The 14,533-nt window shown below is 62.7% G+C and carries 9 protein-coding genes; 1 reads left to right on the top strand and 8 read right to left on the bottom strand.

The genetic code is table 11. The features are described 5' to 3' along the window. Positions 1–124: 124 nt before the first annotated feature. The 4 genes from cueR to B3605_RS03165 form a co-directional block, all read right to left on the bottom strand. Positions 125–520, bottom strand: a complete 396-nt coding sequence (gene cueR / locus B3605_RS03180; protein ID WP_018896509.1) for a Cu(I)-responsive transcriptional regulator — start codon at positions 518–520, stop codon at positions 125–127. A gap of 9 nt (positions 521–529) precedes the next feature. After that, positions 530–3,025, bottom strand: a complete 2,496-nt coding sequence (locus B3605_RS03175; RefSeq protein WP_296432224.1) for a heavy metal translocating P-type ATPase — start codon at positions 3,023–3,025, stop codon at positions 530–532. A gap of 105 nt (positions 3,026–3,130) precedes the next feature. Next, the gene (pbpC, locus tag B3605_RS03170) at positions 3,131–5,221 is read right to left on the bottom strand and encodes a penicillin-binding protein 1C (protein ID WP_296432222.1); all 2,091 of its coding nucleotides are present in this window, start codon (positions 5,219–5,221) and stop codon (positions 3,131–3,133) included. After that, positions 5,218–10,692 (bottom strand): alpha-2-macroglobulin family protein, encoded by a 5,475-nt coding sequence (locus B3605_RS03165; protein ID WP_296432220.1) that lies wholly within the window; start codon positions 10,690–10,692, stop codon positions 5,218–5,220. Before B3605_RS03165 ends, pbpC begins: the two co-directional genes overlap by 4 nt. A 308-nt stretch (positions 10,693–11,000) precedes the next feature. On the opposite strand from B3605_RS03165, the gene B3605_RS03160 reads away from it, so the two are divergent. Next, positions 11,001–11,408, top strand: a complete 408-nt coding sequence (locus tag B3605_RS03160; RefSeq protein WP_047505068.1) for a response regulator — start codon at positions 11,001–11,003, stop codon at positions 11,406–11,408. A 73-nt stretch (positions 11,409–11,481) separates the two neighbouring features. Here B3605_RS03160 and B3605_RS03155 read toward each other — a convergent pair whose 3' ends face one another. The 4 genes from B3605_RS03155 to B3605_RS03140 all read right to left on the bottom strand — a co-directional run bounded on the left by B3605_RS03155 (position 11,482) and on the right by B3605_RS03140 (position 14,011). After that, positions 11,482–12,084, bottom strand: coding sequence for a HupE/UreJ family protein (locus B3605_RS03155; RefSeq protein ID WP_112818935.1), 603 nt, complete (start codon positions 12,082–12,084; stop codon positions 11,482–11,484). 123 nt (positions 12,085–12,207) lie between these two features. Next, on the bottom strand, positions 12,208–13,086 hold the full coding sequence (gene copD / locus B3605_RS03150) for a copper homeostasis membrane protein CopD (RefSeq protein WP_113168313.1): 879 nt from the start codon (positions 13,084–13,086) through the stop codon (positions 12,208–12,210). Next, positions 13,083–13,451, bottom strand: coding sequence for a copper homeostasis periplasmic binding protein CopC (gene copC / locus B3605_RS03145; RefSeq protein ID WP_112818769.1), 369 nt, complete (start codon positions 13,449–13,451; stop codon positions 13,083–13,085). Before copC ends, copD begins: the two co-directional genes overlap by 4 nt. A gap of 56 nt (positions 13,452–13,507) precedes the next feature. Continuing rightward, positions 13,508–14,011: a copper chaperone PCu(A)C gene (locus tag B3605_RS03140; RefSeq protein WP_113168312.1), complete on the bottom strand. Its 504-nt coding sequence runs from the start codon at positions 14,009–14,011 to the stop codon at positions 13,508–13,510. Positions 14,012–14,533: the final 522 nt, after the last annotated feature.

Below are 14,533 nucleotides of genomic sequence, written 5' to 3'. Positions count from 1 at the left end.
GCGGCCGCGATTTTTTCTGCTTTTTCATCGTCCAGCGACCGAAACGGCCGAACTCATGAAGAATATCAAATTAAAATCAATACTTTAAGCATCGCTCGGAGATGCCACAAATGCACGCAAACTGTCAGGCATGCTGCTCGTCCGACAATTCTTCGAGGATGGGACAGTCCGGTCGGTCATTGCCGTGACAGGCGTGGACCAGGTGCTCAAGCGTGTGCCGGAGTTCGCTGAGCTCGCGGATCTTGCGGTCGATCTCGGTGAGCTTGGCCTGGGTCAACTCCTTCACATCGGCGCTGGCCCGGCTCTTGTCCTCGTAAAGCGCCAGCAGCTGCCGGCACTCCTCGACTGAAAAACCGAGCCCTCGCGACTTCTGCAAAAAGCGCAGTTTGTGAACATCGGCAACCGCGTAGTCGCGGTAGCCGTTGTCGTTTCTATCGGGGCGGATGAGGCCGATATCCTCGTAATATCTTATCGTCTTCGATGGCAGGCCGGACCGTGCCGATGCTTCACCGATATTCATCGCAGCCTCCTAAAGCTTGGCGGCGCGCAGCCGCAGCGCATTGCCGATGACCGAAACGGATGACAGGCTCATCGCCGCCGCCGCAATCATCGGCGAAAGCAACAGACCGAAGACGGGATAGAGAACGCCGGCGGCGAGCGGCACGCCGAGCGCGTTGTAGCCGAAGGCGAAGCCGAGGTTCTGGCGAATATTGTGCATCGTCGCCTCGGCCAGACGCCGCGCCCTGACAACGCCGTTGAGATCGCCCTTGACCAGGGTGATGCCGGCGCTCTCCATCGCGACATCGGCCCCCGTGCCCATGGCGATGCCGACATCGGCCGCGGCCAGCGCCGGTGCATCGTTAACGCCGTCGCCGGCCATGGCGACCACCGCCCCCATGGCATGCAGCTCGTCGATCAGCGCCTTCTTGCCCTCGGGCAGGATGTCGGCGCGCACATCGTCGATCCCCAGGCTTCTGGCGACCGAGCGCGCCGTGCGCTCATTGTCGCCAGTCGCCATGATGATCTTGAGGCCGCTCGCATGCAGCGCCTTGATCGCGGCGGCCGTTGTCGGCTTGATACGGTCGGCGACAGCCACCAGCCCGGCGAGGCGCTGGTCGACGACGACGAACATCACGGTCTTGCCTTCGTCCCGCAACGATTGCAGCTGCTCCCCATGGGCGGCGACGTCGATGCCGAGATCGGCCATCATCGCAGCGTTGCCAAGCGCCACGGCCGCCTCGCCGATATTCCCGCGCACGCCTTTGCCCGTTGCCGCCTCAAAGCCCGTGATATCGGCCAAGGCGATCCCGCGCTCTTCCGCGCCCGACACGATAGCGGCCGCCAGCGGATGCTCCGATCCTCGCTCCAGGCTGGCGGCGAGTTGCAGGAGTTGGTCTTCTGCCACGTCACCGAGCGCCACAACATTTGTCAGCCGGGGCTTTCCTTCGGTGAGCGTGCCCGTCTTGTCGACGATCAGCGTATCGACCGTCGAAAAACGTTCCAGCGCTTCCGCATCCTTGATCAGCACGCCCTCATGGGCGCCGCGACCGGTGGCGATCATGATCGACATTGGTGTGGCAAGACCCAGCGCGCAGGGGCAGGCGATGATTAGGACGGAGACGGCGGCGAGCAGCGCGTGAACCATGCGCGGCTCGGGACCGACGAGAGCCCAGATCGCGAAAGCGGCGATCGCGGCGGCGACAACGGCCGGGACGAAGAAAGCAGAGACGCGATCGACGGCGCCCTGGATCGGCGCGCGCGAGCGCTGTGCCGTGGCGACCATGTCAACGATGCGCGACAGCGTTGTCTCCGCACCGACCTTTTCGGCCGTCATCACCAGCATGCCGTTCTTGTTGATGGTACCGCCCGTCAGCGTATCGCCAACACTCTTTTCGACGGGCATCGGTTCGCCTGTCAGCATGGATTCGTCGATCGTCGATTGCCCCTCGCTGACCGTGCCATCGACAGGAACCCGCTCGCCCGGCCGAACGCGCAGGCGATTTCCAACAACGATATCGTCGACCGGCACATCGGCCTCGCTGCCATCGCGGCCAATACGCCGCGCGGTCTTCGGCGCGAGATCGAGCAGTGCGCGAATGGCCGAGCCGGTCCGCTCGCGTGCCTTCAACTCAAGCACCTGCCCGACGAAAACCAGGGCCACGATAACGGCCGCCGCCTCGAAATAAACGGGCACGGCGCCGCCATGTCCACGGAACGTATGCGGAAAGATGCCCGGCGCCAGCGTGGCGGCCAGACTATAGATGTAAGCCGTCCCGACACCGAGGCCAATCAGCGTCCACATATTCGGGCTGCGATTGACGAGCGACGCCCAGGCGCGGCGGAAGAACGGGAGTGCTGCCCAGAGCACCACGGGCGTGGCTAGAACAAGTTCGGCCCAGGTCGCAAGCGGCTCGCCGAGCCAATCGCGCACAGGAAGGCCGATCATCGGCCCCATCGTTATGACAAGCAGCGGAACCGAGAGAATGCCGCTGATCCAGAGACGGCGGGTGAAATCGATCAACTCGGGATTGGGGCCTTCATCCATGGGCGGGATGCCCATTGGTTCAAGCGCCATGCCGCATTTGGGGCAATCGCCGGGATGATCGCTGATCACCTCGGGATGCATCGGGCAGGTATATTGCGTCCCCTTCGGAGCAGGTTTCGGCTGCGGCTTTTTGCCATTGCGATAATCCGCCGGCGCAGCTTCGAACTTCGTCCTGCAGCCGGCCGAGCAGAAATAGTGCTTCTCGCCCTCATGCCGCAGGAAGTGCTTCGCGGTCGCACGGTCGACGCTCATGCCGCAGACCGGGTCCCTTGCTGTCAGATAATCCTGCGGCGCAGCTTCGAATTTGGTGCGGCAGCCCTCGCAGCAGAATAAATAGCGCCGCCCTTCATGCTCGAACGACGGCTTGCCGGCAGCGGGATCGACCGTCATGCCGCAGACGGGGTCGCGGACCACGACGTCATCCGCCGGATGATGATGGTGGTCGCTGCGGCCGTGGTGATGTGCGTGGGTGTTATCCATGAGTATCTCCTGTGCCTGACAAGGCAGTGGAGATACTTATCAACCTTCCAGCAACTGGAAGGTCAAGCGCAAAATGCGCTTGTTTTGACGACGGTCAAAACCGCCTCAATCGATGAACACGCCGACGCTTGCGGCGCGACCCATCGCATCGATGACGGTCAGCTTGGAATAGCCGCCGCCATCGGGCGTCCACTGGTTGGTGCGCCGCCGCGACAGGTCGGGTAACGGCTTGCCGTTGGCGAGCCATCGAAAGGGCGCTCGGCCACCCTGGAGCTTCAGCATCAACGGCGAGAGTTCGCCGCCCTTTGCCAGACCCTGGGCCCCGAGATCGACATGCGCTCCTTCAGGCGGATAGACGATCTGCGGCGCCGGCTCGCGGCCGGATGTCGCGAGCAATCCGCTGGGATTGATCGCAAACCGGCGCTGGCTGATCGGCAGCTGCGCCTGCGCGATGCGCACGGCGCCCGATGGCGGGCGCGGCAGCGGCGTCATTGAGATGCCCGACTTGGCAAAACCCTCGAACAGGATCGGCGCGGCCGTGCCATATCCGGTCAGGCCGGGCGAGGCGCCGCTATCCGGACGACCGACCCAAACGCCGAGGACATAGCGACCGTCATAGCCCACCGACCAGGCGTCGCGGTATCCGTAGCTCGTGCCGGTCTTGTAGGCGATGCCACGCTGCGGCGCACCGGCGGGCGGTATGACGCCCGAGAGGATATCGGCGACATTCCACACCGCGACCGGTTCAAGCAACGCCTCGCCTTCGATCTCTCCGGGCTGGCCGGATATGCCGTCCCCGATCCTGACCGCCTGCCCTCGATTGGCGAGCGCCGTATAAAGCTGCACCAGATCCTTGAGCGTGAGGCCGACGCCACCAAGCCCGATCGCCAGCCCCGGCGTTTCGTTGGGCGGCAGCAGCGGGCGCACTTCGGCGCGGCGGAAGCGGATGAGGAGCTTGGCCGGGTTGACGGCATCGAGCAGCTTGACTGCAGGCACGTTGAGAGAGAGTTGCAGCGCATCGCGCACTGTCACGTCTCCCTGGTAGCTCATATCGAAATTGCGCGGCCGGTAACCGAAGAAATCCGCCGGCCGATCCTCGATAATCGTCTCCTGGCTAACCAATCCCTCTTCAAAGGCGAGGCCATAGATGAACGGCTTTAGCGTGGATCCCGGCGAACGCGGGACGCGCGTCATGTCGATCCAGCCGGATCGGCTGGCGTCGAAATAATCGGCCGAGCCGACTTCGCCGACGATATCCCCAGTCTGCGCATCCGCCATCACCATCGCCAGCGACAGCTTGGGACCTAGCTTCAGCGCGGCCGCCTTGGCGACAGCCTCCAGCCCCTCCTGCACCCGCTTCTTCAGCGTGGTCCGGTACGGCGACGCATCCGGCGCCATACGCAGCGCGGCTTCGCCGACATGTGCCGCGAGCGCCGGCAGTTGCATGCGTTTTGCCGGCACAAGCGTCGCCTCGGCGCGCTCCGCCTCCCCTTCCCCGATCGCGTCTACGACCGCGATGCGCTCCAGCACGCGCTTGCGCGCCGTTTCGGCGGCCTTGAGGTTGCGATCGGGGCGGCGCTTTTCGGGAAGCTGCGGCAATGCCACGAGCAACGCTGCCTGCGCCACCGTCAGACGCTTCGGCTCCTTGCCGAAATAGGCAAGACTTGCGGCTCTGACGCCTTCCAGATTGCCGCCATAGGGCGCATGCGTCAGATAGAGATCGAGGATTTCATCCTTGGACAGGCGTCGCTCGATCTGGAGCGCACGTGCGACCTGCAATAGCTTGGCCGAAAGCGATCGGCCCTGGCGCGGCTCGATCAGCCGGGCAACCTGCATCGAGAGCGTAGAGGCCCCCGAAACGATGCGGCCGTTGGTGACGAGCTGGAAGGCGGCGCGGCCGATCGCACGCATGTCGATGCCGCGATGCTCGTAAAAGCGCCGATCCTCATAGGCGACCAGCATACGCAGGAATTGCGGATCAACATCGCCAACGGTCGTCTTTAGACGCCAGCGCCCCTCCGGCGTTGCGAAGGCGCGCAGAAGCTCTCCGTCGGCATCCAGCACCTCGGCGGATACGCGCGCCTTGTCGAGCGGCGGCGGAAATGCCTTGTCCGCCGCGTCGAGCCCGATCAGCCCGGCGCCGGCGATTGCCATCGCCGCCACAAGGCCGATCGCGATTTTCCGCCTCAGTCTCATGGCTGTGCCGCCACGACCTCCATCTTGCCGGTTGCCGTCCGCGCCGAAAGCTGCGGCCGGTACATGTCCTCTACGTTCGCCGCCGGGTGGTCGTAGACGCCGGGTGTCACGGCGCGCACGACGTATGCGACGTTGATCTCCCGGTTGTCATCGGCGCTGCGGTTGAAAGCAGCGACGAAACGATCGTTGCGGAACTCGGTATGCGCGGCCGTCACATCGCCGATCCAGTCAAAGTTGGTCAGCTGCGCGCTGTCGACCAGGCTCGGATTGTCGATCTGGAAACCGGCTGGCAAGAGATCGGTGATGACGATGCGCGACGGCCATTTGTTGCTCTCGGTGACATGCAGCACGACGACATAGCGCTCGTTCTGCTTTGCCTCCGAGACATTCGCTTCCTCGCCATCCAGCGTGTAGTAGCTGCGCTCGATGGCGAAACCATCGCCACCAGCCGGCAGCGGCGTCACGGGTGCTGCAACGGTCGTGACAACAGCCGAAACGGCATCGCTCGTCTGGTTGATCAGGGTCAGCGCGTGATCGGCCAGCGCCTCGCCATTCATACGCGCCATGTAGGCACCGTTGTGGAGCGCGCCGTTGACGTCGATCTTCAGCGACTCGTCGCCGCCCTGGATCGCGCGGGCGGCGAGCAGCATCCAGGCCTGTTCCTGGGTGCTGGTGTACTTGCTGCGCTCCCACTCCTTGGTCACTGCCTTCGCCAGTTCCGGCACGATCGGCGGCACCGGCCGGCTTTCGGCGGCGAGCGCGAGGATGGCGGCGCCGTCTCTAAGCACCGAGCCATAGTCGGTGCGCGACAGGTTGACCTTGGTGACCATCGACTGGGCCGACATCTGCAGCGCGTCGACGAAGATGTTCTTCGACCGCGTCGCATCGCCGTAGAGCGCCAGCGCGGCCGCGATATGGGCCTTGGCGAGCGGTGTCGGGAAGTCGTTGATCATCGTGTCCGCATAGTAGCGCAGATCGCTGATCGCGGCCTTCTTGTTGCGCGCGAGCACATATAGCGCATAAGCGATCTGATCGCCCTGATCCTTGACATTAACGTCATAGCTCAAGGCGTTCTGCAGGTTCTCCAGCGCCTGTGCGAGCGCACGATCCGGCACATCGTATTTCTGCTCGCGGGCCCGCGTCAGGAAGTCGGTGACGTAGGAATCGAGCCAGAGATCACCGCTATCCGGTCCCCAAAGACCGAAGCTGCCGGCGGATGCCTGGTAGGACAGGACACGATAGATGGCATCCTGCACGCGCTTCTTGATATCGGCATCGCCATCGAGACCGACCTGCTCGGCAAGCTCGCTCAGATAGAGCAGCGGCAGAGCTCGGCTGGTCGTCTGCTCGGCGCAACCGAAAGGATAGCGATCGAGCGACATCAGCAAGGCCGGGATGTCGAAGGCAGCCGAGCGCGTGACGTTGACGCTGACCGATGCGCCCGGAAGAACGCTATCCGCCAAGAGCGCCTTGTCGATCGTCAGCTTCGCGCCCGGCTTCAGCGCCAGCACACGACGCTCCGTGACCGGCAATACCGCCGGCCGAACGGGGACATCGAGGCTCTGGTCGAGCGACAGGCCGGATGCATCCGAGAGGTTAATCGAAACGACGCCGTTGCCCGGCTGCAAGCCGGTCACCGCCAGCGTCACCGCCTGCTTCGCACCGGCATCCAAACGGATCGTCTGCGTGGCGTTATCGATACCGACAGCGTCATTGCCTGTGACTGCCAGCTTGTAGTCGCCTGCGGGCGCATCGGTATTGGCGATATCAAGGCGCAGTTCAGACTTGTCCCCCGGCGCCAGGAAACGTGGCAGGCTGGCGGTGACGACGACAGGATCACGAATGATCACGTCCTGCGTCGCATGGCCGACACCGGACTTGGACCAGGCGACCGCCATCAGGCGCGCCGTGCCGTTGAACTGAGGAATATCAAAGCTGACATGCGCCTTACCCTCGGCATCCAGCTTCACCGGGCCGGAAAAGAAGGCGACGAGTTTCTGCGTCGGAGGGCTTGCCTGCAGCGCGATCGCGCCGCCATCGCCGCCGGTGCGCAGTTTGCCGGTGGCGCCGAGCGAGCCGTCGATCAAGCGGCCATAAAGGTCGCGGATCTCGAGACCAAGCTGGCGCTGACCGAAATACCATTCTTCCGGGTTCGGCGGCTCGTAGCGCGTCAGGTTGAGAATGCCGACATCGACAGCGGCAACGGTGACATAAGCGTCCTCGTTTGCGCCGGCACCCGCAACGGCGAGCGTGATCGGCAGCGGGCCGCGCGGCAGCATCTTCTCAGGTGCCTCGATCTTGACCTGCAAGGCCCGATCCTCAGGATCGACCTTCAGCCATTTCACGCCGATGGCGCGCATCGGCATGTGGCTGTCCTGGGCATCGCCCGGACGGAACAGCGTCGCGGTCACATAGGCGCCGGCGCCCCAATCGGCGGTAACGGGGATATCCACCTCGCCACCCGTCTCGCCGATCGCCGCGTTCTGCACGGCAACCAGGGTTTCGGTACCGGCGGCGATCATCAGTTCGCCTGCATAGCGCGAGGAGACCTTCAGCTTCGCGGTCTCGCCGACCTTGTAGCTATCCTTGTCGAGCGCGATCTCCAGCCCATCGGGCGTTTCCGTGGATGTTGCCTGCACGAACCAGCCGGCGTCGAATTCGACGCTGGAGGTCGGGCCATCGGCGTCGGTGCTCTCGACCTCGAGGCGATAACGGCCCCACTGCACGGGCGAGGCGATCTTGGCGCCATCGATGCCGGCATCGACATTGCCGTTGCCCACCTGCTCGGCGGTATAGACCGGCTCGTATTTCCAGGCCGTGCCGTCGCGATACCATTGATAGTCGCGGTTGAGCTTGAAGAGCTTCCAGCGAAGCCCCTTCATCTCCTCCTTCGCACCATCGGCGTTGACGCCGATGACGGTGAAGTTGGCGATCGAGTTCTCGCCGAGATCGCCCGAGAATTCCGGCTTGATGCCGATCATCGGCCCCTGGTTCTGCACCGGCAACACAAGCGAGCGCTCGATCGCGCGTCCGCCGGCTTCCTGCATTCGAATATAGACGGTCGCGTTCAGAAGCTGCGTCGTTGCGGGCAGCTCGCCGACCGTCAGATCGGTAACGCCTTCGCCCTTTTCGTCGAGGTCCGGCAATCCCTCGATCGACTGGCGCGAATCCTCGCTCGCCTCTTCATCGGCAAGGCCGAAGAAATAGCCCGGAAACGCATCCGCCTGGTGTGTCGGCTTGATGACGACATCGCCTTCCAGCGTCAGCCCGGCGGCGGGCGCGCCATAGAGATACTTGCCAGAGATATTGATCGTTGCCGGCGTGTCCGGTCCAATCACCTTCGCCTCGGTCTTCAGCTCCATGTCGGTACGATCAGGCACGAAATCGTCGACCAGGAAACTCTTGCTGGCGATCGGCGAACCCTTCGGGTCGGTATGGATGTTCATCGTCCAGGTGCCGCGCATGGCATTGTCCTGCACGGCGAAATCGACATTGTAGCCGCCGAGATTGCTGGTCTGGCTGACGATGCGGCGGTCTTCGACGCCATCAGGGCGCATGAAGATGAAGGTCAGCGGCAGATTCTCGATTGCCTTGCCATCCGTATCGCGCGCCAGCGCAGACGCGTGGACCGTTTCGCCGACGCGGTAGATGCCGCGCTCGGTGAATGTCAGCACGTCGATTGCGCCCGGCGATGCGCGCCCGGTGACGCCGCGATCGGAGAGGTCGAAACCGGCTCGTGTCATGTCGAGGAAGACGTAGTCCGACGTCCCGTTCTTCGCCGTGATAACGGCAGGCGTCAGCGCCGATGTGCCGCGGATCAAGCCGGCGGTGAAGGTGGCGCGGCCATTGTCGTCGGTCGTGGCGGTACCAAGCACCTCGTTATTCTTGGCAAGCAACTGCAGCGCGACACCAGCCATCGGCTTGGCTGATGCAAGCGAACGGGCGAAGACGTTGAGGCCGTCGGTCCCGGCATAGGTCGTCACGCCGATATCGGAGACCACGAACCACTGGGTGGCCTGCGAATTCCATTCCTGGTCCGGCCCGGTCGGCGATGTCGCGGTCAGCACATACACGCCGGGCTTGCGCTCCGGCAGCGCCTCATCGACGGGGAAGCTGGTGACGACATCCTTGTTCAGGTCATTGGCGATGTCGATCGCACCCTGCCAGACAAGCTCGCCGCTTTCGTCCTCGATCCGCTGGGCACTATAGCCATCGAGCTGGGTGAGGAACTGCGAGCTGGTCAGCAACGGCGCGATGCCACGATCGCCGATGCGGTAGAGCTTGAGGTTGGCCGAGGCCATGTTGACCGAGACGATCGGGATGCCGCGGCGCGCCGTCGATGGCAGCACGAAGCTGTCGCCGGTGAAGCGGACGCTTGCGGTGCGGTCCTTGACGTAGATATCAAGGCTGACGGGCGCCTCCAAAACCTCGTCGACCGACGAGGGAAGACCGGTGCGGAAGGAGATCTTGTAGTTCTCGCCGTGCGTCAGGCCCTCGACGCAGATCTGCCTGTCCTTGGTTTCGAGCGCCTTCGGCGAGGCGCCATTGAGCGTCACGAAGGGGGTATAGTCGGTGGTCTTGACCAACGATTCCGAGAAGGTGACGCATGCGCGCGGGGTGGCGCTGTCGGCATCGACGGTGTGATCCGTGATACGGAAGCCCTGCGTCGACTTCAGCTGCAGGTAGGCGGCCTGGACTTCCTTTGAATTCACCAGCGCCAGGCTTGCCTTATAGGCGTTCAGCGCGGCCCGGTAGTTCGCGTTCTTCTCCAGCGCCACCGCCAGAACCGCAAGCGCATCGGCGCGGCTGGTCGTCGTCCGCGTCAGGTCGTAGCCATTGATGGCGGCGAGCACGGCCTGGGCATAGATCTCGCTGCCATTGTTGTCGTCGGTCTTGACGAAGCTGTCGCCCGCGCGCGCCGTTTCCAGCCACAGATCCGCATTATCGGGTGTGAGCGCGAGCGCGCCCCGGAAGGATTTCAGGGCATCGACGACATTGTTGGCCGTGAGATCGATCCGCGCGTTGGCGATGAGACTGTCGGCGGATTGGCCCTGCTGGTCATCGGCGAGCTCGAGATTGGCCTTGTCGTCGCGCGCCTGTTGCAGCACATCGCCCGAGAGGAAGCCGATGCGAGGTGCTGCCCCGAGGTCCGGCTCCTGACTGCCCGCTGTCTCGACGATCTTGCCGGCGATGGCGCCCGGGAAGGCATTCATCGTCTTGAAGTCGGATTTCAGGAAGCACCAACTAGCCTTGGGGTTATAGGTGAAGGCCTTGCACGACTTGTCGCCAATGCACGAGGCCTTGCACTGGTCGAGCGTGACATTCTGCTCGCTGCGCAGATCAAAGCCGAAATAGTCGGCATCACGCACGGTTTGTATCTGGCGCTTGCTGTCCGCGGAAAAGGCGGGTGAACCAATTAGAGCGGTCGAAAGAACAACGGTTACGGCTGTCAAGAACGCGCGTGCGAACATAGGTTCCCCCCAATATGCTGGCGCCTCATTTGGCGGCAACTCTCCCCACTCGCATCCCTGTTGTCAACTCGGATGGAGCGTCGCCCTGCAGTAAATCTCAATCATGTAACAACACCATCAAGACCGGCTGTGGATCTCTGAGAGAGCATTCGCCACGAGAGGCCGAAATTAGCATTTTTTTAATACTAACAATATCTTAACTGAAAATAAAGCTGTCCCGCGCCGGAACATATCTGTTGCCGAGCCGTTTTCCGTCCGAGTTCTGGTGAATCCGAGTTCTGGTGAAAATGAGTAACAGGGGGCCAAGTATGGGCACCGGCGTTGAGTACAGTTCACAGACTGAAAATAGCACCAAGCAGCGCGTCCTGATCGTCGAGGACGAGCTTTTTATAGCCCTTGATCTCGAGGAAACGATAAAAGAGATGGGCTTCGATGTCGCCGGTCTGGCGAATGGCCGCGATCAGGCGCTGCAGCTTGCACGTGACGCCGATATCGCCTTCGTCGACGTCAACCTCTCGGATGGGCCGACCGGCCCTGAAATCGGCCGCCGTCTGGTGGAGGAATTCGGGGTGACGGTGGTGTTCATGACCGGCAATCCCGAGGCCGTGGCGGACAAGCTAAACGGCGCGCTTGGTGTCGTCACCAAGCCGGCCATGCCCTCGACCGTGCAACGAACGCTGAGAAAAGCAGCGGAACTTCGCCGCGGCTTGAATTAGAAAGGCCGAGTTGCCTCCGCGAAACATAGGATGAGGAGCCGATGAAGGTACCTCATCCCGGAGCACAGAGCGATCAGATAAGACCGGTCAGCAGGCCGACCCCGGCCAGCGCCGCGACACCGCCGGCGGAGCGCGTTACGAAAGCGCCTTGAGCATCACCGGCCCGTGCAATCGCAAATCCCATAGCAAGACCGATGGCGTGCAGCGTGGCCGTCGCGATCATGAAGCCGGCGGCGTAAGACATGCCTGCGGCGGCAGCCGGCATTTCGGAACCATGCGCGTGACCATGGAAAATGGCGAACAGACCGACCAGACCGGCGGCAACGGCAACAGGCGCACGAACGTTAAGCGCGATGACCGCGCCGAGAACGATCACGGAAAGCGCGATCCCGGCTTCAACGAAGGGGATCGAGATACCCATCATGCCGAGCGCTCCGCCCAGGCCCATAACGGCGACGAAGGTGGCCGGCACCATCCAGACGGCACGGCCGCCAAGCTGCCAAGCAACAACGCCGACCATGATCATGGCCAGGATATGGTCGAGCCCGGACATGGGGTGGCTAAAGCCATGCGCAAAGCCGACCGCCTGGCCGGCGCCCGGATGGGCGAATGCAAGCGATGGCGCGAGCACGAGGGCGGCAAGCGCGGCGTTGAATTTGATGCTTTTTGAAAACATGATCGTCCCCATTATCGGTGTGCAGTGTTGCGCCGAAAATGACATGGAGAATCAAGGCTTCAAAGCGAAAAAACAGGCAGCACCGTTATTTGACGTAGGTGGGTCGTGCTACTGTTTTCGCGTCTAGCGTGGCTGCAGCGTACCGAACCAGGCGACGAGGGCCACGACCACGAGCCCCAGCACGACCTCGGTGATGACGCAGATCTTCAGCTGAAGAAGAGAGTGATCTCGAGCAAACTTCGGCACGAAGACATAGCGGTTGATGACCGCAATCAACACCATTGCCGCCACCACCGCGATCTTTGCGCTCAGCAGACGCTGATAGCTGAACGACCAATCCGACGGCAAGCCCCCTAGGATAAGCAGCGTGTTCGCGGCGCCTGAGAGAAGCACGAGCGCAACTGCGACATGCCCCGCGGTCGAAAACCGCATGACCGCGACGCGCGCATCGGCCTGCAGCGTGCCGCGTCCAAGCATCGACAGGATCAAGAGGACCGGCACGAGCGCACCCAGCCATGCACCGCCGGACAAAAGATGCGCACCGTCATTGATGCGGTGGAGCACCCTAAGCCAACCGCTGTTCATCGCTGCGTGGCCGCTCAGCGTCAGGCTGAGCAGCAGGAGTGCAGCGAAGACGGCTCGTCCCATTTGCCGATACCTGTACGGAAGAAACACCGTCGCGCCAAGCAGGACCACGCCGGCGGCCTGGACCATCCAGGCCGTCCCGACATCCGTCTGGGTCAGCACGGCGCCGAGCATCTCCGGCGTCACCATATCGGACCACCCGTCGCCGATGATCGCCGTGCGGAGCGGCAGCATGGCAACGGTGGACGCGAACGCGACTGCGATTGCAGCCGCGCTCAACCACCGCAGCCGGTCGCCGACGACACGTGCCAGTTCGGGCGAAACGAGCGCGCAGAGATAGGCGGAGCTACCCCAGATCAGGATGACTGCAGCATCGAAGAGAAGACGGCAAAGAACGAGGGCCGTATCCGGCGTCACGGCTTGACCGTGAAGCCATAGCTACCATTGGTCTTGTGGCCATCCGTCGACAGGACATGCCAATCGACGACATATCCGCCGGCATCAAGGCTTCCCGAAACGGGCACCGTCAGCGTCTTTCCGTCATCCGACAGCTTGGCGTCGCCGGTCGGAACCTGCTTGTCACCGGCACCGGCAATCGTCGCGCCCGAGAAGCGGAGGTTAAGCTCCTCGGAGAAATGCAGTTCCACCGCTGTGGGGGACACCTGTACCGTGGCCTTATCGGCGGGAACACTTGACGTGAGGTGCGCATGGGCGCTCGCCTGCCCTGCGGCAACAAGAGTGGCAACGAAGGACGCGATAAGGAATTTGCTCGTTCTAGACATAGGATTGCTCACTGTAATGATTTTCTGATTGTCGATGACAGTCTAATACCTGCCGACTATTGCGGCTTGGACATACCGCTCATCCCGGAATGACCATCCATCTTCATGGCGCTAGCGCCGCCTACCGCGAATTCGACAGCGACCTGCCCGGCCTTTTCGAAGGTCAGTGTCGCCCTGACCGTTTCGCCTTGCTTGAAGGGCTCGGTGACGTCCTTGAACATGACGTGGTAGCCGCCCGGCGTGAGCTCGACTGTCTGCCCCGCAGGAATAACAAGGCCGCCGGCGACGAGGCGCATGGTCATGACGCCGTTGTCGACGTTCATCTGGTGGATTTCCGACGATTTGGCACGCGTCGAGGTGATGCCGACGAGCTTGTCGTCGGCATTCCCCTTGTTGGTGATGCTGAGATAGCCGCCACCGACTTTCGCACCGGGCACCATGGCGCGGGCTTGCGGATTGGATATCTCGATGTCGCCTGCAGTGACGATCTGTGCGTCGGCAGGTGCGCCGAAAGGCCCTGCGAGAACCAGACTAGCCAGAAGGACTTTAAACTTCTTCATGATGATTGTTCCTGCCAGAGCGACCGCTGTTTGCTGAACTCGCATGACAAATGTGTCGTGCGGCATCGGCAGCGGACGGATGAGTGGGACAGTGGGATTTCTATGCGGGATCACCGGCTACGGAAGACCGCATAGCAGCTCAAATGAGAGCGGCCATCAACGGTGGGCCCCTTGGACCGCCACCGGGGAATAAAGGCCGGTTTCCGGTAGCCTCGGCGCTAAGGCTCGGGCCAAGATAGGTGGGGATCGAAGCGCTTGGCCATGCGACGAAAACGGGAGCGGGCAACACAGTCGACGCGCTGATCCGGCAGGCCTCGCAGCCATGTGCATGAAGCTTGCCGCCGTCGTGCTCCGTATGCGTCTTGTCAACCGTGCAAATAACCGGCGCGGTTCCGTCAGGTAGAATGTATTCGGAAAGCTCATTGGAAATGAAAGCGCCATTGGCAAAGGCCGGCACCTGATGCGCGAAGCCGACGAGGGCCAGCGCAACGGCGCAGCTGATACGTACCAGCCATCGAACTA

It is taken from the genome of Rhizobium sp. UBA1881, from assembly GCF_002338015.1.
Classification (GTDB): domain Bacteria; phylum Pseudomonadota; class Alphaproteobacteria; order Rhizobiales; family Rhizobiaceae; genus Rhizobium.
This window is presented reverse-complemented; position numbering and strand designations above follow the sequence as displayed.

Coding starts and splice junctions, on each gene's coding strand:
- B3605_RS03160 (WP_047505068.1), top strand. CDS start 11,001: ATGGGCACCGGCGTTGAGTACAGTTCACAGACTGAAAATAGCACCAAG.
- cueR (WP_018896509.1), bottom strand. CDS start 520: ATGAATATCGGTGAAGCATCGGCACGGTCCGGCCTGCCATCGAAGACG.
- B3605_RS03140 (WP_113168312.1), bottom strand. CDS start 14,011: ATGAAGAAGTTTAAAGTCCTTCTGGCTAGTCTGGTTCTCGCAGGGCCT.
- copC (WP_112818769.1), bottom strand. CDS start 13,451: ATGTCTAGAACGAGCAAATTCCTTATCGCGTCCTTCGTTGCCACTCTT.
- B3605_RS03165 (WP_296432220.1), bottom strand. CDS start 10,692: ATGTTCGCACGCGCGTTCTTGACAGCCGTAACCGTTGTTCTTTCGACC.
- pbpC (WP_296432222.1), bottom strand. CDS start 5,221: ATGAGACTGAGGCGGAAAATCGCGATCGGCCTTGTGGCGGCGATGGCA.
- B3605_RS03175 (WP_296432224.1), bottom strand. CDS start 3,025: ATGGATAACACCCACGCACATCACCACGGCCGCAGCGACCACCATCAT.
- B3605_RS03155 (WP_112818935.1), bottom strand. CDS start 12,084: ATGTTTTCAAAAAGCATCAAATTCAACGCCGCGCTTGCCGCCCTCGTG.